The sequence below is a fragment of the Aurantibacter crassamenti genome, assembly GCF_016811105.1.
Classification (GTDB): Bacteria; Bacteroidota; Bacteroidia; order Flavobacteriales; family Flavobacteriaceae; genus Aurantibacter_A; species Aurantibacter_A crassamenti.
On sequence record NZ_JAFBGM010000002.1, the window covers coordinates 1,332,194 to 1,355,919 of the forward strand.

Sequence of the window (23,726 nt, forward strand, 5' to 3'; positions counted from 1 at the left end):
TTGTACTATTTATTAAGACTAGCTAAATGACTTTTGATAATTTTAAAATCATCAAAATCAATTCGTTTTCCGTTTGTTTCTTGATACGTCTCATGCCCTTTACCCGCAACTAAAATGATGTCTTTAGCCGAAGCAAATTGACATGCTGCTTTTATTGCCTGATCACGATTTTCAATAGACAAGACTTTCTGTTTGTTTTGCATCTCAACACCAGCTTCCATTTCTTCAATAATTGAAGAAGGAGATTCTGATCGTGGATTGTCAGATGTAAAAATGGCTTTGTTACTCATTTCTGATGCGATATAACCCATAACCGGACGCTTAGATCTGTCTCTATCGCCACCACACCCCACAACGGTGATGACGTTTTCATTTCCAGTTCTCAACGTGTTGATAGTTTCAAGCACGTTTTTTAGAGCATCCGGAGTATGGGCATAATCAACAATAGCCGTAATTTTTTCTTTTGATATAAAGTATTGAAACCTTCCATCTACATTTTCTAATTCGCTTTGTAGTCGAAGTGTTTCGAGTTTTTCTAATCCTAATAATTCAGCAGTAGCATAAATAGCCAACATATTGTATGCATTGAAATCACCAATAAGTTGAGACCATAATTCATTATCATTGATTTTCAACAATTGACCATCAAATTGATTCTCGAGAATTTGTGCTCTGTAGTCAGCAAAAGTTTTCAAAGCATAGGTATACTTTTTAGCTTTTGTATTCTGCAACATTACCGCACCATTTTTATCATCAATATTGATCAATGCAAAAGCATGTTTATCTAGTTCATCAAACAATACTTTTTTGGTATCTCTATATTCTGCAAATGTTTTATGGTAGTCTAAATGATCGTGTGATAAGTTGGTGAAAATGGCACCTTCAAATACAAGTCCTTTCGTTCTTTTTTGATGTATGCCGTGAGAACTCACTTCCATAAAACAAAATTCAACACCAGCTTTTGTCATTAAATCAAGATGCTGATTGATTGTTAAAGCATCTGGGGTAGTATGTTTTGTAGGATATACTGTATCATCAACCATAATTTTTATTGTTGATATCAATCCTACTTTAAATCCTGCCTTCTTAAATAGTTGATACAAAAGACTGCTAACGGTAGTCTTACCATTTGTACCTGTAACGCCTACCAATTTTAAATTCTTAGAAGGATTTCCATAAAAATTTGAAGCCATAATAGCCAAAGCTTCATTTCCACTTTTAACTTCTACAAAAGTGACTTCACTAGTCATATTCTCTGGAAGCTCTTCACACACAATAGCCTTAGCACCTAAAGCGATAGCCTTTTCAATATACTCGTGACCATCAGTAATTGTTCCGCGTACCGCAACAAAAACATCATCAAGACCAACTCGTCTTGAATCAAAACAAATGGAATTTATTTCAACCGCAGTACTGCCATTAACAGCAGTTAGGCTTACTCCATATAATATGTCTTTCAATACCATCATGAAAGTTCGAGTATTATTTTTTCAACCTTACTAATTGCGGTTCCGTGTGAAATAGATTGTTTTTTCACTTTACCATTGCCTCTTACTTCGACTTGAATTCCTAAATTTTCAAGAATTGCTACAGCATCCATACCACTCATACCCTTTACATTAGGCACATTACTTTGATTTTTTTGAACCTCGGTATAGTACTCCTGATACGCATCATCGAGCTTCTTATTTTCAGCAGTCATCAATTCCACTTCATTTATCAATGGGTTGTTGGCATATATTTTTTGAGCTATTGATTTAAATACAGGACCCGCAACATCAGCACCATATATACCAACTTTTTTATCCGGATTATGAATAACTACAATACACGAATACTTCGGATTATCAGCAGGAAAGTAACCTGAGAAACTTGAGATATAACCCAGTTTAGAAGCATCTTTAGAAGCGTAGTCTTTTTGTGCCGTACCTGTTTTGCCTGCCATTGAAAAATTAGGCGAATACAATTTATGTGCCGTTCCAAATTTTTCAGATACTACGTTAGCCATTAATTGCTGAACTTTTTTTGCTGTTTCCTTAGAGCAAATTGAAGGGTCAATAATTTCCTTTTCAAATTTTTGAATTGTGGTATTCCATTCCTTCACTTCTTTAATTAAGCGAGGCTTAACCATTTCACCATCATTTGCAATGGCATTATAAAATGTAAGAATTTGCAAAGGTGTCATTGAAACTTCATAACCATAAGCCATTTGTGCTAACGAAAGACCTGACCATCCTTTTTCACCGGGATATCGTAACACTGGTTTACCTTCTCCTTTTATAGGCAAGCCTAGCTGTTGATGCAATTTCATTTTACGTAAACGATCAACATACATCTCAGGGTTGTCTTTATATTTGGTATGCACCATTTTAGCAAAAGCTGTATTAGATGACACTTCAAATGCTTTCGCCATAGAAATTTCACCATAACCCCGATGATTAGAATCTTCTACCCAATGCCTGTAAATTTTCCATCGCCCATTTTCTGTATCAATAATAGTGCTAGTATCAATCACTTTATCTTCTAGTGCAGCAACCATATTCATTAATTTGAATGTAGACCCAGGTTCACTAGATTCACCAATCGCATAATTCAAACGCTCATAGTACTTACCTTCTTTAGTGATGCCTAAATTTGAAATTGCTTTTATTTCGCCAGTGGCAGTTTCCATTACAATAACACAACCATGATCTGCATTATATTTTTCTAATTGACCCAATAACCCATGATGTGCTATATCTTGAATATTAATATCAATAGTTGAAACAACATCATAACCATCTTTAGGTTCAACTATATTATCTAGCCCAATTGGTTTCCATTGACCTTTGGCAATTTTTTGTTTTAGGCGTTTTCCTTCTATACCTCTTAAGTACTGACCAAAAGCACCTTCAAGTCCTACTCTTGTTGAATAGCCATTTTCATCAAAACGCTCATAACCAACACTACGTTCTGCAATTTTTCCTAAAGGATGTTCACGAACCGTTTTCTGCTCGATAATCAAACCACCTTTATATGGGCCTTTCTTAAAAAGTGGAAATTGCTTCAATGCCGTGTAATCAGAATAGTCTAAATTTCTAGCAATAAGTGCGTACCTATTTTTATGAGCTTTTGCTTTACGAAGTATCTGTTGGTAATGCGAAGAAGTTTTACCCAAAAGTTTCGACAACTCATTCGCTAAGGGTTTTACATTTTCTTGAAAATCATCGTTATCAACAGTAACCGCATCAAAACGCACTGTGTACCTCGACACCGATGTTGCCAAAAGACTGCCATCATCAGAGTACAAGTTGCCTCGGTTAGGCTCTATAGTGAACATTTTTTCAGTACGCTTTTCAGCAAGATCACGGTACTTATCACCATCAACCATTTGAATGCTTACCAATTTCACGATAACAGCCATCGCAAACAGGAAAAGTCCTGCCGATACCACGTATAGGCGTTTCAGTATTTTCTTTTCAGAAACCGGCATTGGCTCTTTCGGTGTTTTGAGATTTGACTTGTATTTTTCTTGGTGGTATCTCAGAAGGATATAAACCTGTTTCTAAGAGTATTTGAGATAAATTAGATTCTAATTTCAATCGCTGTACGTCAGAACGTATATCAACAAATTCGCTTCGTAATTCTTTTACTTCTTCATTCAATGCAGCAAGCCTGTGTACTTGCGTATCTGCACTGTGCGAGCTACCTATCATAATAGTTGCTAAAAAAGAAGTGAAGATGATAAACAACCAATTTTTAGGAGCATCTCCGCTCACTAAAAATTTACCTCTCAATATGTCGAGTATTCCGTTTTTCATCACTATTATTTATTCTTTTAAATGCGCTCAGCTATTCTGAGTTTAGCACTACGTGCTCTGTTGTTCTTTGCTATTTCTTCTTTTGATGGAACTATTAGTTTGCCTACTTTTTTAAAAGGGACATCTACGTTTCCGTAAAAATCTTTTTCAGCTTCACCTTCAAACTTTCCTGCTCTTATAAAGTTCTTTGCTAGTCGATCTTCTAATGAGTGGTAGCTTATTAAACTTAATCTGCCGCCAACTTCTAATAAATCAACACTCTGCTGCAACAACTCTTCAATTGCAATTAATTCTTGATTCACCTCTATTCTAATAGCCTGGTAAACCTGTGCAATTATTTTATGCTCTTTACGCTGCGGCAAAAACCGTCTTAAAACTTCTTTTAATCTTAAAGTGGTTTTTATTGGTTCAATTGCTCTTTCTTCAACTATCGTTTTTGCCATTGCATCGGCATTTCTTAACTCACCATATTGAAAAAGCACTTTTCGCAAATTGTCTTGCTCATATGTATTAACCACTTCAAAGGCAGACAACTCACTCTTTTTATTCATTCGCATATCAAGATCAGCCTCAAAACGAGTTGAAAAACCACGTTCTGCTTTATCAAATTGATGCGATGACACCCCAAAATCTGCCAAGATTCCATCTACTTTCCGAATGCCATAGAACTTTAAAAACTGTTTGAGATATCGAAAATTTTCATTTATCAATGTGAAACGTTCATCATCAATAGAATTTTCAAGTGCTTCAGTATCTTGATCAAAAGCAATCAATTTACCTTCAGCACCCAAGTATTTCAATATTTCATTTGAATGTCCTCCACCACCGAAGGTTACATCCACATATATTCCACTCTCTTTAATATTGAGTCCTGCAACAGACTCTGCTAACAATACCGGATTATGATACATCAGCATTGTTATCGATATGATCACCACCCATCACTTCTTCAGCCATAGCTTCAAAATCTAAAGCATCAATTTTAATTTCATCTTCATAGCGATCCTTATCCCATATCTCAATATAGTTCACCGCTGAGCTCAATGCTATTTCTTTCTTAATAGCAGCAAATGGCAATAATTTTTTAGGTATCAACAACCTTCCTGCATTATCAATTTCAATTTCTTTGACACCTGCCATGAAAATTCTAATGAAATCATTGTTCTTTTTCACATATCGGTTAAGCTTCTTAATCTTAACCATTTCAACGTCCCACTCAATTCTAGGCCACAACTCTAAACATTTACCATTAACTGATCTTTTTATAATAAACCCGTCTTTCAACAATGGCAACAGCTGATTCTTTAGGCCAGAAGGTAGCATTAGCCTACCTTTGGCATCAACTTTACAATCGTAAGAGTTATTAAAATGTATCACCTAAGTGGTTGATTTTTTATTTACTATGTCAAATATATAAATATTATTACCACTTTTTACCACTTTCTACCACTTTGTTGATAAAACGAAGTGAATCTTTGTATTTATTTATGTGCAAACACCACCAATTCGATTCAACTTGAAGAATTTCTGATTCAACAATAGATGATTTACAACAGTGTATAACCCATTCTAATTAGGGTTTGCACCAAAATAACTAGCTACATTTAGAATCACGATTATCGATTAGAAAATAGCCTCTGATTTTTAACCCATTTCAACAATTCAAAATTGTTAATTAATAGATTCATTCAATTGGCTGTTGCAATTTTCAGAAAAGTGTTATATTTCAGCTCAATACTTGTAATGGGTAATTGCCTATATTTGTCAGCAGACTTGATTCGATCTTGAATGAATGAAAACTTAATTTCAGAAGGAAAATTTAAATACATTGAAATTGGGGAAGGTACCCCGCTTATTATTTTACATGGCCTTATGGGCGGGTTGAGTAATTTTGAAGGTGTATTAGAACATTTTCCGAAAAAAGGATATAGAGTACTTATTCCGGAATTACCAATTTACGATATGCCGATGTTGAAGACCAACGTCAAGCAATTCGCAAAATTTCTTGAAAGTTTTATTAAATTTAAGGGATTATCTGACGTTATTCTTTTGGGAAATTCCCTGGGTGGTCACATTGGCCTTTTACACACAAGATTATTTCCTGAAACAGTTAAAGCACTTGTAATAACAGGAAGTTCAGGTCTTTATGAAAGTGCTATGGGTGATGGATATCCGCGTCGTGGTGATTACGAATTTATAAAAGCGAAAGCTGAAATAGTTTTTTACGACCCAAAAATAGCCACCAAAGAAATTGTTGACGAAGTTTTCGCAACCGTTAATGATCGTAATAAAATATTGAAGACACTAGCAATTGCAAAAAGTGCTATACGCCATAATATGTCAGACGATTTACCCGACATGAAAACACCAACATGTATCATTTGGGGTGAAAATGATACGGTAACACCACCAGATGTAGCTAATTTATTTAATGAATTACTACCAGATTCTGACCTCTATTGGATTGAGAAATGTGGCCACGCACCAATGATGGAACATCCCACAGAATTCAATACAATTTTAGAAAATTGGCTCACAAGTAGAGGCTTTTAAGACCCACATTCATGTTAATTAAATCGGCAAAATTTATCATCAGTAATTCTGAGGTGGCAAAATGCCCCAATGAATCAATACCAGAATACGCATTTATTGGTCGTTCTAATGTCGGTAAGTCTTCTTTAATTAATATGCTCACTCAAAGAAAGAGTTTAGCCAAAACTTCAGGCAGACCCGGAAAAACTCAACTTATTAATCACTTTAAAATTAATGACAATTGGTTTTTGGTAGATTTACCCGGCTACGGTTACGCTAAGGTTTCTAAAAAGGATAAAAGAACTTTTCAAAAATATATCACCAATTATTTTTTACAACGCGAGCAATTGGTTTGTTCATTTGTATTAGTAGATATTAGGCATGAGCCACAGAAAATAGATATGGAATTTATGCAATGGTTGGGTGAAAATCAGATTCCGTTTTGCATCATTTTCACTAAAGCAGACAAATTAAAACCAAAAGTTATTGAAAGAAATGTTGATGCTTATATTAAAGAATTGTTAACCGGTGTTTGGGAAGAAGCACCTCAATATTTTATTACTTCATCATCTAAAAATATTGGTCGCGATGATATTCTACCATTTATTGGATCAATAAATGCGGATTTTTATGAACGTCAAAAAAAACCTTTTTAGATACGCTTACTTAAAAGATTAATCAAAGAATTAGCATCTACTAAAGTATTCAACTCTTCCGATTGAATAATAACTTCTAGTCCGTTATCAGTTTCAGCAAGTACAATTGGGAAGGTGAAATTATGTTTAAATTTAGAGGCATATTGTTTGCCAAATTCATTTTTGTGTAAAAATTCCATTTCGGTCGCAGAAGCTTTTCTGAAATTTTTCCAAGTTGTATTTTCAGTAAAAGCTCCAAAAGTTATTGCGCATAATTTACATTCATAAGTACTTGGACTTAATATTTTGTGCGCACCATCAATCAATTGATTTCGCAGACCTGTATCAGCATTATAGACAAAAATCAGCCTTTGTATTTTATTGAATTTCATAATTGATACCGAAAACTATATATTTATACGTCTAATTAATTCAATCAATGTTCATCAAAAAAATTAAACTACTTTTTTTATTTGCGCTACTTCTTCATATTCAATGTAAGTCTCAAAAAGCAGCTGAAGCTTACACTTCTGAAACTCTGAAAATAATGCCAATTTCTGAGAATAGCTTTGTGCATATCTCATACTTAAATACAAATGATTTTGGTAAAGTAGCATGCAACGGATTACTATACATTAAAAATAATGAAGCTATTGTATTTGACACACCCACCAGTAATGAGGTATCAGATGAATTATTAAAATGGATAACTGAAGTTAAAAATGCTGATGTAAAAGCTATAGTAGTAAATCACTTTCATTATGATTGTTTGGGTGGTCTAGACGCATTTCATAAGGCTAAAATTCCATCGTACGCTAATAACTTAACAATTGATTTAGCGAGAGCAAATAAATATACTTTACCTCAAATAGGTTTTGAAGTAAAAAATGAATTAGAAATAGGTGGTGAGAAAATAGTGAATAGTTATTTCGGAGAAGCCCACACAAAAGATAATATCATTCACTACATTGCTAGTGAAGAATTGATTTATGGCGGATGCATGATAAAATCGTTAAACGCTTCAAAAGGGAATCTTGAAGATGCCAATACAAATGAATGGAGCATCACGGTTCAAAAAATAAAAGACCACTACCCTAACCTAAAAACCATTGTACCAGGCCATGGTGCTATTGGAGATTCCGAATTACTTGATTACACCATCGCACTTTTTAATGCAAAATAAAATGAAAAACCTGTCACTCACTTGCCTTTTAATGGTAATTATTTTCGGATGCAAATCGAAGAATGAAACTCCAGCAGAAAGAATACCACCCGTTATTGCGCCTTTTTCAAATGTTGACACTTTAGCAATAAATGATTGGTGGAATCGTGAAGAAAACCCGATTATCAATTTAAAAGTAAGTCGTGATAGTGTTGTTGCATTTGGTATTTACACTGTGTCAAACAAAACTTTAAAACTTAGTGCCCAATTATATCCGCTATATCCTGAAGAAACAAGAGAAGTTCGATTAGAAATACAGGAAGGGTTTGTATGGAAAGAAATTCAAACACAAAATGTAAACGACTTAGGATGGTCAGCTACTTTCAAAATTAAAAATTGGAATGACACCAAAGATTGGAAATATCGAATTCGACATGGTGAAAACTCATTATACGAGGGTTTAATAAGAAAAAATCCAAAAGGTAAAGATCAAATTTCTTTAGCTGCACTTTCCTGTAATTCAAACCAAGACCGTGGATCGCGTGAAAACTATGTGCGAAATATAAATCACCAGAATCCTGACTTAATCTTTTTTGCTGGTGATCAATCGTATGACCATACAGAACATACTGCAGCTTGGTTAAAATTCGGACTTCAGTTTCGCGAAACATTTCGTAATAGACCGGCAATAAGCATACCTGATGATCATGACATAGGGCAAGGAAATCTTTGGGGCGAAAACGGCAAAAAATCTATAGAAAAAGGATCGAATGACGGTGGTTATACTTACCATCCAGAATATGTGAAAATGGTTGAACGCTGCCAAACTTCACATTTACCAGACCCTTATGACTCTACACTCATTGAACAAGGAATTGGAGTGTATTATACCAGTTTATATTGGGGAGATGTTGATTTTGCAATACTTGAAGATCGAAAATTCAAATCTGGACCTAATGGCAAAATTCCACAGCAAGGTCCAAGACCTGACCATATTCGTAATCCTGATTATGATCCAAATTCTATAGATATTCCCGGTCTTAAATTATTGGGTGATCGACAACTTAAATTTTTAGATGATTGGGGTGGAACAAATTCAAATGCCATTAAGGTAGTTTTATCGCAAACCGGTTTCTGTGGCGGAGCTCATATTCATGGCCAAAAAGAAAATCGTTTACATGCGGATTTAGATTCTAATGGATGGCCACAAACTGGGCGCAATAAAGCTTTAGAAAAAATTAAAAAAGCAAACGCTGTACATATTGCCGGCGACCAACATTTAGCTACAATTATAAAACAAGGTATTAATGAATATGGCGATGGCCCATGGTCTTTTATAGTTCCGGCTATAGTAAATGATTATTACAGTCGTTGGTGGTGGCCAGAGGATGAAAAAGCAGGCGAAAATCCTAATAAAAACACAACATTACCATGGACCGGAGATTACCTAGATGGTTTTAATAACAAAATTAGCATGATGGCTTATGTTAACCCTGAAAGCAATTCAAAAGGCGGTGGTTATGGACTTATTCGATTCAATAAAAATGAACAAACAGCAACTTTTGAATGCTGGCCAAGATACGCGGACGTAACCAAAGAAAGCGCACAGCAATTTGAGGGTTGGCCCATGACCGTCTCCATAAAGTAGATAAATCTATCTTTTTAACAAGAGACTATTCTTAATAGACTATCACAATTATATTAATTAATAAGATTTCATCCAAATCGTTAATTTACAATGAATTAATTCAATTGTTAAGATGATGAATATTGCAAAACACAATATGTTTAAAGGATTTATAATAGTCCTTATTAATACATTAATGATTCAAATATCCTACTCGCAACGGATAAAAAATGATTTGGTAAAGCCTAGAATTATTGTCACCACCGATATTACTAACGAACCCGATGACCAAGAATCACTTATTAGACTTCTATTATATTCAAATGATATTGATATTGAAGGTTTGATAGGCTCTACTGGGGTTTGGAAACTTTCAAACCCTGCAACAAATGTGATACATGAGTGTATAGATGCTTATAGCAAAGTAGTTGATAATCTTAAATTACACGACAAGGAATATCCAAGTGCTCAATATTTACATAAAATTACCACTACAGGTAATATTGGTTATGGAATGAGCCATGTAAGCGGAAGAGGTTCAGACGGAGCTAGACTAATAATTAAAGCAGTTGACAAGGAAGACTCTAGACCTATTTGGTTATTAGCCTGGGGAGGCGCAAATACCATTGCACAAGCAATATGGACAGTTAGCCAAACAAGATCAGAGATTGAATTAAATAAATTCTTGAGTAAACTACGAATTTACGACCTTGCTGGTCAAGATGATGCAGGTGCTTGGATAGCTAAAAATTACCCGCAAATTTTCTTAATACGAAATGTTGTGGCGTATAAAGGGATGTCGTTTCGTTTTAGTGGGAATGATTGGTCACATACTCGTGGTGGCGATGAATCTGTGGTGACAAAAGAATGGGTCAAAAATAATATTCAAGAAAATCATGGTCCATTAGGAAAGTTATATCCGACTGCTTTGCATTTATGGGAAGGCGATACACCAACTTATTTTTATCAAATGCCTAATGGACTAAATGATCCAGAACAGCAATGGCAAGGCAGTTGGGGAGGTCGATTTACTAAAGAAAAGCAAAAAAATGTAAATATAATTGCACAAGAATATGCTGGCGCAGATTGCTCAAAAGGCTGTTTTATTAACGAAAACCAATATAAAGACTATTGGCTATATGCAGATGCTGAAGATTCATGGACATTTGAAAATCAAAACTACAAAAATGTATGGGCACCAATTTTTCGGTGGCGTACCGATTTTCAAAATGATTTTGCTGCAAGAATGGACTGGTGTGTTCAACCTTATAATTCAGTTAACCATCCTCCTATTGTTGTAATTAATAATGACTTCACCAATAAAGTTACTTACATTGATGTAAAGCCTGGAAGCGTTTTATCATTTTCTGCGAGAAAATCTTTTGACCCAGATGGCAATGCTTTAAATTATCAATGGTGGGTGTATCCTGAAGCTGGCACTTATAAAGGCGAAGTAGTTTTAAAAAATTCTAAAAACAACAGAATAAAGTTTAAAACACCAAACGACCTAGGCTTAGGTGAAACTATTCACATAATCCTTACGGTTAAAGACGACGGTGTTCCAAATCTCACCAGATATCGTAGAGTTGTTTTAAGACATAATTAAAGTCCTAAAAAATATCCAATTATTATTATATTACTTCAAAATCTATTATTTCAACTCAAGCTTCTCTGCGAAATATTCACAAAAATCTTTCATTGTGGCCGTCATTTTTTCGTCTTGGGTAGCCTTCATGAAAGTATCAGAAAGCGAAACTAGAGTTTGATGAAAAAATATTTTCATATCATCAACAGGCATATCTTTTGTCCAAAGATCAATTTTTAATGACTCCCTATTTTTACTATCCCAAACTGATAGTAGCATTGCTTTAGCTTCTTCATTGTCAACACCACCATCTTGAGCCGACCAATTTAATTTTTCTGGAACTCGATTTTCATCAAGTCCTACAGTTAGTGTTATTTTAGATTCGTGTAAATCAGCCATTATTTTCTTGGTTTATAGTTTGCTTCCCTAAATATTTCTTCTGCTGACAAAGGCAAAAGTTGTTGCGGGGTTAAATCATTTTTATCCATATAAGACCTAACTATTTGCCAGCCTAAATATCTACCTAATCTAGAAGGTGATTCATTATCAAGTTCAAGTCCAAATTTAGAGAAAGGTGCAAGATCTAAAAATCTTGGTTCAAGCTTAATGTCAGTACTATAAAGTAGTTCTCGTTCAATAAAATAGCGCCAAATTGGTTCTTCATTTACTAAAGCCCAATCATACTGTTCTTGTGAGTAACCTATTTTTTGAGCATCCGTTTCTAAGGGCAATAATTTATCTTTTAAGTAGAGTATTTTACCATAATAAATCATTTTAGACAAAAATGTGCGTTCAGTTGGGTAATTCAGAACTTTGGTCGCAAAAGCTGAAGCAACATCACTAGTAAGAAATTGTTTATCTAAAATAGCAGCAATATATTTTTGCATGCCTTGATAAAATTTATGATCAGGGCCTAGGTAGTTGTCCAACCCTATTAATAGTAAACTATCAGTTAAAATAATTCTATTCGGATAATCTACATTAGTTGTAATTGTTAAAACCTTCGGTTTATTTATCCGAGGAAAAAAGTGCTTAATATGTTTATAGAGTAATTCTAATTCTTGTTTTTCACTATTAAAATCAGGAAAAGCCTTATCTACTTCTTCTAAAAGCTCAATTTCTATAGTATCATGTAACTTTTGAATCCACACGCTATCTGAATACTGTGCTGGAAACAAATAAGGAAATTCATTTTTCGTTTCCTGTAAAGTTTCTTCAGTTGTTTCAGCCAATTCACGATCAAAACGCAGTATTTCTATATCCATCGGAATATTTTGAATCTCATCACTAACCTTTTTTTCATCACCACATGAAAAAAGTACTATTGATATTGAGAATAAAGCAAAAATTCGTCTAAGCATGTAAAGTAATTGTAAGTTCATTATATTTTTTGGTTGCTACACGTTATTTTTATCGAACAAAGTTAAATGAATTCTTCATGAAGACCGAAAAAGTTGTTGACCATATTGTAAATTGGCTACAAGATTATGCCAATAAAGCGGGAATGAAAGGTTTTACTATTGGTATTTCTGGTGGAATAGATTCTGCTGTAACCTCAACATTATGCGCTAGAACTGGCCTTGACCTACTATGTCTTGAAATGCCAATACACCAACATGCACATCAGGTGGGTAGAGCTGCAAACCATATTGAATGGTTACAAAACAATTTTGATAAGGTTTCTAGGCAAGAAATAGACTTAACTCCAGTTTTTGACAGTTTTGTTTCTGCTTTACCTAAAGTTGATGAAGAAAGTCGTTTTTTAACTTTAGCGAACGCAAGAGCTCGACTTCGAATGACAACTTTATATTATTTTGCTGGTTTAGAACGTTATCTAGTTGCAGGCACTGGAAACAAAGTTGAAGATTTTGGTGTAGGATTTTTCACAAAATACGGTGATGGAGGTGTTGATTTAAGCCCAATTGCAGATCTTGTTAAAAGCGAAGTGTACGAAATAGCTGAATTCTTAGGAATTAATGCCGAAATAATAAATGCAGCCCCTACAGATGGGCTTTGGGCTGATAATAGATCAGATGAGGATCAGATGGGTGCATCCTATCCAGAATTAGAATGGGCAATGAAAATGCAGGAAGCAGGAAAAACAAAAAATGATTTTTCTGGACGAGAAAAAGAGGTTTTTCTTATATTTATAAAATTAAATTCAGCCAACCGTCACAAGATGCTTCCCATACCAATTTGTAGCATACCCATTAGCATAAAATGACCATTCAACTGAATTTCAGGCACATAAAACGAAAAAAACCTCGTAAATAATGCGAATTCGCAAAAATATTGGAGTTTTGTTTACCAAATCAGATAATTAAGTCTTACATTAGCATGTCAGTAATTATAGACATGCTCCGAGGTTTATACTTATCCAAAAAATATCAATAATGATTAAAATTTTAATTGCGGACAATCACCCTATTGTAAGAATGGGAGTAAGAAGTGTTTTAGAAACCGCTAATGGATTTCAAGTAGTAGGAGATGTATCAACGACTGGTGAACTTTTTGAGAAATTAGAAGAGGTAACACCTGACGTAGTGATGTTAGAAATGGACATTCCAGAAATTAATGGAATTGCGGCACTACGCAAAATTAAAAAATCGTTTCCTGATGTAAAAGTACTTATGTACAGCGGACAATCTGAAGATGTGTACGCCTTGAGTTCAATTAGAGCTGGTGCCTTCGGATACTTAGCAAAGACTTCAGAAGTTGATTACATAATTTCAGCAGTGAGAAAAGTAGCTGAAGGTAATATGTTTATCACCAATGAACTTGCACAACGTTTAGCCTTTGATGAAGGCACACAAAAGCCAAGAAGATTTTTCAGAAAACTTTCAACTAGAGAGGTAGAAGTATTGAAATTATTGGCTAGTGGAAAACGAAATAAAGATGTAGCCTTAGGTCTTAACTTAAATGAAAAGACTGTAAGCACATATAAAGCACGTTTGATGAAAAAGTTAAATGTTGACAATATGGTTGACCTTTTACAACAAGCAAAAGCTTTAGAGTTATACTAAATACCTTACCAAAAAGGTTAAAAGTCCCTGTCTACCTTTGGTAGGCGGGGCTTTTTTTTATGACAAAACCCGATTAAGCTTTTTATTGAGTAACATATTCAACTGTAAATAATTTACTATTTCTTCTAAGGTCTCACTATTGTCATCATTCTTGTTTTCTGTATTTTTTTGTAATGCTTCCATTCGCTTTTTAATCAGAAAACAGCGCAAAGTTAAAATAGTCTCACTAACTAATTGAGATACCCCTATCTTCTTATCTTTCGGGTAAATTTGTTTGCTTTCCCAATTGTGCAAACTATACTTTTCTTCCTCCATTAAAATAGAAGAGATTTCAGCAACTAGACTTTGATCCATTTCAGCCATAAACGTGTTAATTGAAAAATCTTCTTTTTCATTCAACTCCGCAATTAATTTGTAGTAGATATCTCTAAACCGCTCATTGGTCAATTCAATTTCATCTTCTTGTAAATCAAGAAAAATTTTCTCATATACCTTTACTTCTGATGATTCAGGTTCTAATTCTAGATTACCATCTTCATTTTCTTTAAGAATTAAATCTTCAAACTTCTGCTCTTCATTACCATAAAGCAAGAGCATCTCAATAATTTTACGTTCTAATTCATATTGAACATCAACTTTTTCAGCAACAGGTTCAGTTTTAACTACCTCAAAAGCCTTTTGCTCTTGACGATCCTTTTTATTCTGATCAGACTGATCCTTTTTGCCAATTTGCGCTAAGGTGTTGAATAGTACGGATTCTGAAACATTCATGATTCGCGCACATTCTTGAATGTAGATTTCCTTTTGAATTCGATCAGGAATCTTAGCAATGCTATTCACAATATCACGAACCGTATCAGCTCTTTTTATAGGATCATCAGAGGCTTCTTGCATAAGAAGTGAAGCCTTAAATTGAATAAAATCTTTTGCGTTTTCTTGTAAATAAAGAACAACGTCATCATACGTATTATTCTTAGAAAAACTATCAGGGTCTTCACCTTCCGGAAAAGTACAAACCTTGACATTCATACCCTGTTCAAGAATCAAATCTATACCACGTAATGAAGCACGTAAACCAGCCGCATCACCATCAAAAAGCACGGTAATATTTTTTGTTAAACGATTAATTAATCGAATTTGCTCAGGTGTTAATGCAGTACCACTTGAAGCCACTACATTCTCAATACCACGCTGATTGAACTGTATAACATCAGTATACCCTTCAACCAGATAACAATTATCTTCTTTGGCAATTGCTTGTTTAGCATAATAAATACCATACAATACTTTACTCTTATGATAGATATCGCTTTCAGGCGAATTAAGGTACTTAGCAGCCTTTTTATCATTGGTTAGTATTCGACCTCCGAAACCCAAAACCCGGCCACTCATTGAATGAATAGGAAACATTACGCGACCTTTAAAACGGTCAAATTTTCTAGTTTTACTTGGCTCAAAAGAATCTTCTTTGACAATCGTCAATCCAGTTTTCTGAAGATAATTTAGTTGATAACCTTTATCGAGGGCAGTATTTGTAAAACTATCCCATTGATCTAAACAATACCCAAGACTAAACTTCTTAATAGTTTCATCGGTGAAGCCTCTTTCTTTAAAATAAGTTAAAGCTATGGCCTTACCTGGTTCTGTATCATAAAGTGTTTCTTGAAAGTATTTACTAGCATATTCAGAAACTAAATACATGCTCTCACGCTCATCGGCTACCGCCTTTTCTTCATCAGTACGTTCAGTCTCTTCAACTTCAATATTATACTTCTTTGCAAGATATTTTATTGCTTCAGGATACGTGAAGTGCTCATGTTCCATTAAAAAGGCAACAATATTACCACCTTTACCGCTACTAAAATCTTTCCATATTTGCTTAACCGGCGACACCATAAAACTTGGTGAACGTTCATCAGTAAACGGACTCAAACCTTTAAAGTTGGTTCCAGATTTTTTTAACTGTACAAAATCGCCAATAACCTCCTCAACACGGGCGGTTTCATAAACTTGATCTATGGTAGATTTTGAAATCAAAACTTAATTTTCTAAAAATAATTGTGAAGGTAAATATAAGCTAAAATCAACCTATCTAAAAAGCAATTTAAGAGTTCTCTGCTCTTTAGTTAGTGGTAATAAATTGATTATTTTTATTCAAATTTCATTAAAATGATATTCTTTTTCGGAACGCGTCCAGGAAAAACAGAAATTAAACCGCTTAAAAACGTTATTTGCAGTTATTGCGAACAAATGCAAACGCTCACCTTATCAAAAACAAATAATTGGTTTCATATTTTCTGGCTTAAAATCTTTAAAATATCAAGCAATAATATCATAGAATGTTCACATTGCAAACGATTATATTTTGAAGAAGAATTTACTAACGAAATGCGAAACGAATTATAAAAATTACTTTTTACGATCCACAACATAATTCACCATAAGCTCTAGTGAATTTCTATATGATGATTCTGGGTAATTTCTCAATATTTTAAGTGCCTCATCTTTAAACTCTAGCATTTTTTTAACGGCATAATCTAATCCGCCATTAGCCTGTACAAAAGCAATAACTTCTTTTACTCGTTTTTTATCTCGATTATGATTCTTAATTGAGTTAATCAACCAGCTTTTCTCCTTTTTTGAGCAATTATTAAGCACAAAAATCAGCGGAAGCGTCATTTTCTGTTCTTTGATATCAATACCAATGGGCTTTCCTATTTTGTCTTCTCCGTAGTCAAAAAGGTCATCTTTAATCTGAAATGCCATTCCACAGAGTTCACCGAACTTTCTGAAAATTTCAACTTCAGGACTTTCTGGTTTTACAGAACAAGCCCCTAAAGCACAGCAAGCGGCTATTAGTGTTGCCGTTTTTTGCCGAATAATCTCATAATAAACATCTTCAGTGATATCTAATCTACGTGCCTTTTCTAATTGCAAAAGTTCGCCTTCGCTAATTTCACGCATAGCAACTGAAATGATTTTCAAAAGGTCAAAATCATCATTATCAACCGATAGCAACATTCCCCTAGCTAATAAAAAATCACCCACTAAAACGGCAATTTTATTTTTCCAAAGTGCATTAATAGAGAAGAAGCCTCGGCGTTTATTACTGTCATCAACAACGTCATCATGTACCAGTGAAGCAGTATGAATCAATTCAATTACTGAAGCACCCCGATAGGTACGGTCATTAACAGAGCCATTGTTCAATAATTTAGCCGTGAGAAATACAAACATTGGCCGCATTTGTTTACCCTTACGATTTACAATGTAATATGTAATACGATTTAAGAGCGCAACCTTAGACGTCATTGATTCAAGAAATTTAGCTTCAAAAAGCTCCATTTCTTTTTCAATCGGTTCTTTTATTTGGGATACTATTTTCAACAACTATTGCAGTTTTAAAGAAAGGCTAAAGTGTTTCCATAAAAGTACTTAAAATAGGCTGATATGTACTATTTACGCTGATGAAATCTAAATTATTGCTTATTAGCCAATTGTCCACAAGCAGCATCAATATCTTTACCTCTTGAACGACGCACAGTTACTGTAATACCATTTCGCTCTAAGGTGTTTACATATGTTTGAATGGCAGTGTCTTGCGCTTGTTTAAATTCACCATCATCAATAGGATTATATTCTATTAAATTGACTTTTGAAGGCGCAAAGCGACAAAATTCAACTAGGGCATTAGCAGCCTCTTGGGTATCATTAATACCTTTCCAAACTATATACTCATATGTAATTCTGCTTTTGGTCTTTTCATACCAATATACTAACGACGCACGTAAGTCAGTAAGTGTAAATTTTGCATTAAATGGCATAATGGACGTTCGCACATCTTCAATAGCCGAATGTAACGATACAGCTAACTTAAATTTCACCTCATCATCGGCCATTTTACGTATCATTTTAGGCACCCCCGACGTAGAAACGGTTATTCGCTTTGGTGACATGCCCAAACCTTCTTCAGAAGTAATCTTATCAATTGCCTTTAAAACATTATTATAGTTCATTAAAGGCTCTCCCATACCCATAAAAACAATATTACTCAACCTGCGGCCAAAATAGAGTCTACTTTCATTATCAATAGCTACAACTTGATCATAAATTTCATCAGGATTCAAATTTCGCATTCTTTTCAAACGCGATGTTGCACAGAATTTACAGTCCAAACTACAACCAACTTGACTAGAAACGCATGCTGTGGTTCTGCTTTTAGTAGGAATTAATACCGATTCAACTACCAAGTCATCATGCAAACGAACAGCATTTTTAATTGTGCCATCGCTACTGCGTTGCATTAAGTCAACTTTTATATGATTGATAACAAAATTGTCTTCAAGCATTTTTCGGGTTTCTTTCGAAAGACTAGTCATTGCTTCAAAAGAATGAGCAGATTTTTGCCACAACCATTCATAGACTTGATTACCTCTAAACGACTTATCGCCTTGAGAAACAAAAAAATCACGTAGTTGCTCTTTTGTTAAAGCCCTAATATCTTTCTTAACCGATTTCATTGTGCTAAAGATAGTGCAATAAAAAATCCCGCTAATGCAACTAGCAAAGCGGGATTCTTATATTGAATTTTAATTTATATAATCAACATCGCATCACCGTACGAGTAGAATTTATATTGTTCTAGTATCGCCTCTTTGTACGACTTTTTCATTAAATCGTGTCCCATAAACGCTGAAACCATCATTAATAATGTAGACTTTGGAAGGTGAAAATTGGTTACCATCGCATTAGCAATACTAAACTCATACGGTGGAAAAACAAATTTATTTGTCCATCCATCAAAAGTATTTAAAGTATGCTGTGAAGAAACGGCACTCTCTAGTCCGCGCATTGCAGTTGTACCAACGGCACAAATTCTTCGTTTTCTTTCTTTAGCACCATTAACTATTTCAGTAGCTTTCTCATCAATGATTAGCTCTTCACTATCCATTTTATGCTTAGACAAATCTTCAACTTCAACTGGGTTAAAAGTACCTAAACCTACGTGAAGTGTTAGCTCAGCAAATTTTATTCCTTTAATTTCTAAACGTTTCAATAAATGTTTAGAAAAGTGAAGTCCAGCTGTCGGAGCTGCAACAGCGCCCTCATGTTTGGCGTAAATTGTCTGATAGCGATCTTCATCATCAGCCTCAACATCACGTTTAATGTATTTTGGTAAAGGTGTTTGACCTAAATCTCTAAGTTTTCTTCTGAAATCAATATAAGACCCATCATAAAGAAAACGAAGTGTTCTACCTCTAGAGGTCGTATTATCTATAACTTCAGCAACAAGCGTATCATCATCACCAAAATACAATTTGTTACCAATTCTTATTTTTCTAGCAGGATCAACTAAAACATCCCAAAGACGTTGCTCTTCATTAAGTTCTCTCAACAAAAACACTTCAATTCTAGCACCCGTTTTCTCTTTATTACCATATAATCTTGCAGGAAAAACCTTTGTATTGTTCAAGACCATCACATCGTCTTCATCAAAATAGTCAATCATGTCTTTGAACATCTTGTGTTCAATTTTACCTGTTTCTCTATGGATGACCATTAATTTTGATTCGTCCCTGTTTTCTGCGGGATATTCTGCCAAAAGGTTGTCAGGCAGTTCGAAACTGAAGTTTGATAATTTCATTTATCGTATTTAGATTAGCAATTTTTGCGGCTGCAAATATACAATGTGGAGATAGGGGTTGTCAAGTAAATTGATGTTTAATTACATCTATATCTCATTGATGTCAAAATCTAGACCTTTTAAGTCACTCCAATAATCAGGATATGATTTAGAAACCACCTCAGCCTCATTGATAAAAAGCACTGTTTTCATTGCCAAAGGAGCAAATGCCATAGCCATTCTATGATCTTTGTATGTGTCAATTGCAATTCCACTTTTTATTTCTGAAGTAGCATTTATAGTTAAACTTTTATCAGTTACAGAAATAGCACAACCTAATTTAGAAAGTTCTGTATGTAATGCTTCAAGCCGATCCGTTTCTTTAATCTTCAAGGTATGCAAACCTGTTAAATGACAACCAACACCTAAACCGAAGCATGTTACAGCAATGGTTTGCGCTATATCGGGGGCATTTGACAAATCACAAGAAATTGTAGCTTGTTCAATTTCTAAAACCTTTTTTAAAGTGATTTCATTCGCTTCAAAAGTAGTAGTTACCCCAAATTCTTTATAAATCTCAGAAAGTACACTGTCACCCTGAAGACTATCTTTTTTATATGCCGATAGTTTTATTTCGCTACCAATAGCACTTAAGGCAATAATGCTGTAAAAATACGATGCCGAGCTCCAATCGGACTCTACAACTAAAACACCATCATTCACTTCAGCTTTATAACTAACTTTAATTAAATTACCCTCAAAAGAATTAGCAACGCCAATTTGGTCCAACAAAGCCAAGGTCATTTTAATATACGGCACTGACGTAATTTTACCAACTAATTCAAGTTCTAAACCATTCGGAAGACTTGCACCCACCATCAACAATGATGAAATATATTGACTGCTTATGTTGGCAGGAATACTCACTTTATTTTTTATTAAAGACGAGCCCTGAATATTTAAGGGTGGATAGCCTTCATTTTTGGCATATTCAATTTTAGCACCAAGTGAACGTAAAGCATCTACCAGAACCCCAATTGGTCTTTCAGTCATTCGTTGTGAACCCGTAAGTAAGACACTTTTACCCGACTGCGACGCGAAATAACTTGTTAAAAAGCGCATAGCAGTACCGGCATGATGAATATCTACCGTACCGTTTTCTACGGCTAGGCCTTTAGCCATTACTTGAGCATCATCAGAATTTGAAATATTTTCTATTGAAATATTGGGATACAAGGCTTTTAATAAAAGCAATCTATTTGATTCACTTTTTGAACCTGTAATTCTAATATTATTTTTAAGAAGGTCTTGAGGTGGTGGGCCGAGTTGTAATTTCAATGCTGTTTTCTCTTTTTCAATTGAATGGTAGAATCATTTTTTGAATAACCTAAAAACAATTCTTTTTAGGTTACTGCTACTGTCTTTTTATGAGAGACAGTATATGCAACAAAGATAAGCTATTTCAGTTTTTCATTGTTTTGATGCCGGTTATGATCTCGTTTTGTTTTTATATCAAGTTTTTTATAAAAAGCTTCTTCAATATCAACACCTGTTTGATTTGCCAGACATAAAACTACAAAGAGCACATCTGCCAATTCTTCACCTAAATCTTTATTCTTATCAGATTCTTTCTCACTTTGCTCACCATACCGTCTGGCAATTATACGAGCAACCTCGCCAACTTCTTCTGTAAGTTGGGCCATATTGGTCAATTCATTAAAATAACGAACCCCATGGTCATTTATCCACTTATCTACTTCCTGCTGCGCTGTCTTCAAACCCATTTCCAGTAATTTTAGACAAAACTACCTTTTCTGATTGTTTTTCGACTAATTGGTTGTAAAATTCTTTTAATAACAAATAATCTTGAGATGGAACAATACTTGTGTTCATCGCAACATTAGAATTTAAAACTAAAAAGCCGTCACGCTCAACAATTTCATATTTAAAAACTCCCATTCTTTCAGGTAATGAAAGTATTGCAGCTTCTGGGATAGACTCTACTTGATAACCTTCTGGAATTTTAATTTTAACAACAAACGTATCTTCCCATGGAAAACCATATTCTACAGGGAACTCTCGAATTTCAGATTTAAATGGATTCTCATTTAGACCCTTATAGAACAGGGGTGAAAAATAAAGCTTCCCTCCTGCTTCATCAACCACATCTTCTTTGTAAACATCATATGACTGAACAACTGGTTTTGATATATCTTCATTATTTTTAATTTCATAATTAGATATTTCAATATCATCATTTTCTTTTTCTAAATTTTCAAGAAAACTATCTTGCGTGCCCTTGTTATATAAAGTTCTAAAAAGCATAGCATTATGCTCTGTATAACGTTGCTTACAATTACCTTCGATAGACCCGTCTTCATTAAGACTTACTTCAAGAACAGATATGTCAACTGATTTCTTTTTCGGTGTTAATTCAACCATAGTAGAAGTACCGCCATCTGAAATCATTCTTCCCCACCAATTTATTGCTCGTAATGGCAAAATATCAATTGAACTATAAGGATCAGTACCATCAACTAAGTAAACTTTACCTTCAATTTTTGCAGATGCAATTACATAATTAAAACCTTGTATTGTTGGAAAAAGTGGAATACCATTATCTCTTGTACTCAATAATACCGGATACGCTTTGATCCCCGCATGTTTCAACATTGCAACAATCATTAAATTAATATCACCACTATTACCTACCTTTTCATCATAGGCATTTTTTACACCTTCATCACAACCAACGCCTTTATGTTCATTCCATTTTACTTTGTTCTTAACGAAATTCACAACTATCTCAAGCCTTTTTTTCTGATCACTTATTTTAGCTAATTCAGCATCTAATTCGTCTTCAAAGTATTTTTTCTTTTTCAATTCTTTACCAAATGAGCTACTGTTATATATTGTCTCAACCACATCATCCCAAGATTTAGAAAAATTTTCTTGTCGTACACCTGGTATTTCAAGTGATACAATTTCAAATTTCACTGCTGAACGGTAGTTATCAATATTGGTTACAAAATGTTCTTCTTTTAGTGCAGGTACATCTGTTAAATTATATTCTGTTTTTATAGCTTGAACATCTAAAGAATTATTTAAAACACTTGTAGTTATTGGTTTTAACGGTAGAAAACCTTTCTGCCTTTGATTGAATTTAAAGTAATCAAAGATTCTCATTGAAGCTTCTATCTTTTTAATGGGTATTTCTTCTTGAAATCTAAATTCATCAATACTCTGAATAAAAGGTGAAGTAATTCTATATTTATATTCAACAACAGAACCTTCCTTTAAATTTGGCATTGTTAATTTAACTTGCTTAATATTTTTGGAATATTCTGATTTAAAAATATTCTCTTTTTCAAGTTTAGTCTCAACAATTTTATCATCAACCAAAGCATAAGAGTATCCTTTCAGGCCACCAATTTCTTCATCGGTACTTCCGCTTTGGTAGAGGTTAATTATTTTGGTTGCATAGTCAAATCCATCATTATTATAAATCTTAATTCGCTCATGAACTTCAGTAACCAATTCCAATCCTAAACCCTTATTATAATTATAATAAGAACTACGATAGCGATATAAATATGCAGCATTTGCTGAAGAGTCTTTAGCATATGATTTTTCAAGCAATTCAGCTTTAGAAACCTTTCCAAATTTTATTTCTTGAGCTTGTAATTCAAGACAAAAAACAAAAACTAATAGCAATAAAAATTTAGACTTAATCATGGTA

The 23,726-nt window shown here is 34.1% G+C and carries 23 protein-coding genes; 8 read left to right on the forward strand and 15 right to left on the reverse strand.

What is annotated here, in order from left to right:
- Window positions 1-5: 5 nt before the first annotated feature.
- From JQC67_RS18290 to JQC67_RS18310, 5 genes are read right to left on the reverse strand one after another with little or no spacing between them, the layout of a single operon-like run.
- Entirely contained in the window at window positions 6-1,469 is a 1,464-nt protein-coding gene (locus tag JQC67_RS18290; protein ID WP_203254346.1) for a UDP-N-acetylmuramoyl-L-alanyl-D-glutamate--2,6-diaminopimelate ligase, read from the reverse strand.
- Complete coding sequence (locus JQC67_RS18295; protein ID WP_203254347.1) at window positions 1,466-3,472, reverse strand: penicillin-binding protein; 2,007 nt, start codon at window positions 3,470-3,472, stop codon at window positions 1,466-1,468. Before JQC67_RS18295 ends, JQC67_RS18290 begins: the two co-directional genes overlap by 4 nt.
- Window positions 3,459-3,800 (reverse strand): FtsL-like putative cell division protein, encoded by a 342-nt coding sequence (locus JQC67_RS18300; RefSeq protein WP_203254348.1) that lies wholly within the window; start codon window positions 3,798-3,800, stop codon window positions 3,459-3,461. Before JQC67_RS18300 ends, JQC67_RS18295 begins: the two co-directional genes overlap by 14 nt.
- A gap of 17 nt (window positions 3,801-3,817) precedes the next feature.
- Window positions 3,818-4,714 carry a 16S rRNA (cytosine(1402)-N(4))-methyltransferase RsmH gene (gene rsmH, locus JQC67_RS18305; RefSeq protein WP_203254525.1) on the reverse strand — a complete coding sequence of 299 codons (897 nt, stop codon included), beginning with the start codon at window positions 4,712-4,714 and terminating at the stop codon, window positions 3,818-3,820.
- Window positions 4,701-5,177 (reverse strand): division/cell wall cluster transcriptional repressor MraZ, encoded by a 477-nt coding sequence (locus JQC67_RS18310; RefSeq protein ID WP_203254349.1) that lies wholly within the window; start codon window positions 5,175-5,177, stop codon window positions 4,701-4,703. Before JQC67_RS18310 ends, rsmH begins: the two co-directional genes overlap by 14 nt.
- Before the next feature lie 411 nt (window positions 5,178-5,588).
- Between JQC67_RS18310 and JQC67_RS18315 the strand changes: the two genes are divergently transcribed.
- Both JQC67_RS18315 and yihA read left to right on the forward strand, forming a co-directional pair.
- The gene (locus tag JQC67_RS18315; protein ID WP_203254350.1) at window positions 5,589-6,353 is read left to right on the forward strand and encodes an alpha/beta fold hydrolase; all 765 of its coding nucleotides are present in this window, start codon (window positions 5,589-5,591) and stop codon (window positions 6,351-6,353) included.
- 11 nt (window positions 6,354-6,364) lie between these two features.
- A complete protein-coding gene (gene yihA, locus JQC67_RS18320) occupies window positions 6,365-6,988 on the forward strand; it encodes a ribosome biogenesis GTP-binding protein YihA/YsxC (protein WP_203254351.1) in 624 nt (207 codons plus the stop codon).
- Here the strand turns inward: yihA and JQC67_RS18325 are convergent.
- Window positions 6,985-7,359: a GTPase gene (locus JQC67_RS18325; protein ID WP_203254352.1), complete on the reverse strand. Its 375-nt coding sequence runs from the start codon at window positions 7,357-7,359 to the stop codon at window positions 6,985-6,987. The genes yihA and JQC67_RS18325 overlap by 4 nt on opposite strands.
- A gap of 47 nt (window positions 7,360-7,406) precedes the next feature.
- On the opposite strand from JQC67_RS18325, the gene bla reads away from it, so the two are divergent.
- From bla to JQC67_RS18340, 3 genes are all read left to right on the forward strand, one after another.
- The gene (gene bla, locus JQC67_RS18330) at window positions 7,407-8,150 is read left to right on the forward strand and encodes a subclass B1 metallo-beta-lactamase (protein ID WP_203254353.1); all 744 of its coding nucleotides are present in this window, start codon (window positions 7,407-7,409) and stop codon (window positions 8,148-8,150) included.
- Between the two features lies 1 nt (window position 8,151).
- A complete protein-coding gene (locus JQC67_RS18335) occupies window positions 8,152-9,777 on the forward strand; it encodes an alkaline phosphatase D family protein (RefSeq protein ID WP_238934910.1) in 1,626 nt (541 codons plus the stop codon).
- A 112-nt stretch (window positions 9,778-9,889) separates the two neighbouring features.
- A complete protein-coding gene (locus tag JQC67_RS18340) occupies window positions 9,890-11,362 on the forward strand; it encodes a nucleoside hydrolase-like domain-containing protein (protein WP_203254354.1) in 1,473 nt (490 codons plus the stop codon).
- A gap of 45 nt (window positions 11,363-11,407) precedes the next feature.
- On the opposite strand, the gene gldC is transcribed toward JQC67_RS18340, so the two are convergent.
- Both gldC and gldB read right to left on the reverse strand, forming a co-directional pair.
- Window positions 11,408-11,740, reverse strand: a complete 333-nt coding sequence (gene gldC, locus JQC67_RS18345) for a gliding motility protein GldC (RefSeq protein WP_203254355.1) — start codon at window positions 11,738-11,740, stop codon at window positions 11,408-11,410.
- Entirely contained in the window at window positions 11,740-12,702 is a 963-nt protein-coding gene (gldB, locus tag JQC67_RS18350) for a gliding motility lipoprotein GldB (RefSeq protein WP_203254527.1), read from the reverse strand. Before gldB ends, gldC begins: the two co-directional genes overlap by 1 nt.
- Window positions 12,703-12,779: 77 nt before the next feature.
- Here gldB and nadE point away from each other — a divergent pair, with 77 nt between their 5' ends.
- Both nadE and JQC67_RS18360 read left to right on the forward strand, forming a co-directional pair.
- Window positions 12,780-13,565 carry an NAD(+) synthase gene (gene nadE, locus JQC67_RS18355; RefSeq protein WP_203254356.1) on the forward strand — a complete coding sequence of 262 codons (786 nt, stop codon included), beginning with the start codon at window positions 12,780-12,782 and terminating at the stop codon, window positions 13,563-13,565.
- Between the two features lie 169 nt (window positions 13,566-13,734).
- On the forward strand, window positions 13,735-14,364 hold the full coding sequence (locus JQC67_RS18360) for a response regulator (protein WP_203254357.1): 630 nt from the start codon (window positions 13,735-13,737) through the stop codon (window positions 14,362-14,364).
- Window positions 14,365-14,421: 57 nt separating this feature from the next.
- Here the strand turns inward: JQC67_RS18360 and dnaG are convergent, their stop codons facing one another.
- Complete coding sequence (gene dnaG / locus JQC67_RS18365; protein WP_203254358.1) at window positions 14,422-16,401, reverse strand: DNA primase; 1,980 nt, start codon at window positions 16,399-16,401, stop codon at window positions 14,422-14,424.
- Window positions 16,402-16,533: 132 nt separating this feature from the next.
- Here dnaG and JQC67_RS18370 point away from each other — a divergent pair, with 132 nt between their 5' ends.
- Complete coding sequence (locus JQC67_RS18370) at window positions 16,534-16,770, forward strand: zinc-ribbon domain-containing protein (RefSeq protein ID WP_203254359.1); 237 nt, start codon at window positions 16,534-16,536, stop codon at window positions 16,768-16,770.
- A 3-nt stretch (window positions 16,771-16,773) separates the two neighbouring features.
- Here the strand turns inward: JQC67_RS18370 and JQC67_RS18375 are convergent, their stop codons facing one another.
- The 6 genes from JQC67_RS18375 to JQC67_RS18400 all read right to left on the reverse strand — a co-directional run bounded on the left by JQC67_RS18375 (window position 16,774) and on the right by JQC67_RS18400 (window position 23,722).
- Window positions 16,774-17,751, reverse strand: coding sequence for a polyprenyl synthetase family protein (locus tag JQC67_RS18375; RefSeq protein ID WP_203254360.1), 978 nt, complete (start codon window positions 17,749-17,751; stop codon window positions 16,774-16,776).
- Window positions 17,752-17,843: 92 nt separating this feature from the next.
- Window positions 17,844-18,884, reverse strand: a complete 1,041-nt coding sequence (rlmN, locus tag JQC67_RS18380) for a 23S rRNA (adenine(2503)-C(2))-methyltransferase RlmN (RefSeq protein WP_203254361.1) — start codon at window positions 18,882-18,884, stop codon at window positions 17,844-17,846.
- A 74-nt stretch (window positions 18,885-18,958) separates the two neighbouring features.
- Complete coding sequence (queA, locus tag JQC67_RS18385) at window positions 18,959-20,008, reverse strand: tRNA preQ1(34) S-adenosylmethionine ribosyltransferase-isomerase QueA (protein WP_203254362.1); 1,050 nt, start codon at window positions 20,006-20,008, stop codon at window positions 18,959-18,961.
- An 87-nt stretch (window positions 20,009-20,095) separates the two neighbouring features.
- Complete coding sequence (locus tag JQC67_RS18390) at window positions 20,096-21,325, reverse strand: 3-phosphoshikimate 1-carboxyvinyltransferase (protein ID WP_203254363.1); 1,230 nt, start codon at window positions 21,323-21,325, stop codon at window positions 20,096-20,098.
- A gap of 119 nt (window positions 21,326-21,444) precedes the next feature.
- A complete protein-coding gene (locus tag JQC67_RS18395; protein ID WP_203254364.1) occupies window positions 21,445-21,771 on the reverse strand; it encodes a nucleotide pyrophosphohydrolase in 327 nt (108 codons plus the stop codon).
- Window positions 21,737-23,722: a DUF3857 domain-containing protein gene (locus JQC67_RS18400; RefSeq protein WP_203254365.1), complete on the reverse strand. Its 1,986-nt coding sequence runs from the start codon at window positions 23,720-23,722 to the stop codon at window positions 21,737-21,739. Before JQC67_RS18400 ends, JQC67_RS18395 begins: the two co-directional genes overlap by 35 nt.
- Window positions 23,723-23,726: the final 4 nt, after the last annotated feature.

Excerpts from the sequence above, each read along its gene's own strand:
- JQC67_RS18290 (WP_203254346.1), bottom strand. The coding sequence starts at position 1,469 with ATGATGGTATTGAAAGACATATTATATGGAGTAAGCCTAACTGCTGTT.
- JQC67_RS18295 (WP_203254347.1), bottom strand. The coding sequence starts at position 3,472 with ATGCCGGTTTCTGAAAAGAAAATACTGAAACGCCTATACGTGGTATCG.
- JQC67_RS18300 (WP_203254348.1), bottom strand. The coding sequence starts at position 3,800 with ATGAAAAACGGAATACTCGACATATTGAGAGGTAAATTTTTAGTGAGC.
- JQC67_RS18315 (WP_203254350.1), top strand. The coding sequence starts at position 5,589 with ATGAATGAAAACTTAATTTCAGAAGGAAAATTTAAATACATTGAAATT.
- yihA (WP_203254351.1), top strand. The coding sequence starts at position 6,365 with ATGTTAATTAAATCGGCAAAATTTATCATCAGTAATTCTGAGGTGGCA.
- JQC67_RS18325 (WP_203254352.1), bottom strand. The coding sequence starts at position 7,359 with ATGAAATTCAATAAAATACAAAGGCTGATTTTTGTCTATAATGCTGAT.
- bla (WP_203254353.1), top strand. The coding sequence starts at position 7,407 with ATGTTCATCAAAAAAATTAAACTACTTTTTTTATTTGCGCTACTTCTT.
- JQC67_RS18335 (WP_238934910.1), top strand. The coding sequence starts at position 8,152 with ATGAAAAACCTGTCACTCACTTGCCTTTTAATGGTAATTATTTTCGGA.
- JQC67_RS18340 (WP_203254354.1), top strand. The coding sequence starts at position 9,890 with ATGATGAATATTGCAAAACACAATATGTTTAAAGGATTTATAATAGTC.
- gldC (WP_203254355.1), bottom strand. The coding sequence starts at position 11,740 with ATGGCTGATTTACACGAATCTAAAATAACACTAACTGTAGGACTTGAT.
- gldB (WP_203254527.1), bottom strand. The coding sequence starts at position 12,702 with ATGCTTAGACGAATTTTTGCTTTATTCTCAATATCAATAGTACTTTTT.
- nadE (WP_203254356.1), top strand. The coding sequence starts at position 12,780 with ATGAAGACCGAAAAAGTTGTTGACCATATTGTAAATTGGCTACAAGAT.
- JQC67_RS18360 (WP_203254357.1), top strand. The coding sequence starts at position 13,735 with ATGATTAAAATTTTAATTGCGGACAATCACCCTATTGTAAGAATGGGA.
- JQC67_RS18370 (WP_203254359.1), top strand. The coding sequence starts at position 16,534 with ATGATATTCTTTTTCGGAACGCGTCCAGGAAAAACAGAAATTAAACCG.
- rlmN (WP_203254361.1), bottom strand. The coding sequence starts at position 18,884 with ATGAAATCGGTTAAGAAAGATATTAGGGCTTTAACAAAAGAGCAACTA.
- queA (WP_203254362.1), bottom strand. The coding sequence starts at position 20,008 with ATGAAATTATCAAACTTCAGTTTCGAACTGCCTGACAACCTTTTGGCA.
- JQC67_RS18395 (WP_203254364.1), bottom strand. The coding sequence starts at position 21,771 with ATGGGTTTGAAGACAGCGCAGCAGGAAGTAGATAAGTGGATAAATGAC.
- JQC67_RS18400 (WP_203254365.1), bottom strand. The coding sequence starts at position 23,722 with ATGATTAAGTCTAAATTTTTATTGCTATTAGTTTTTGTTTTTTGTCTT.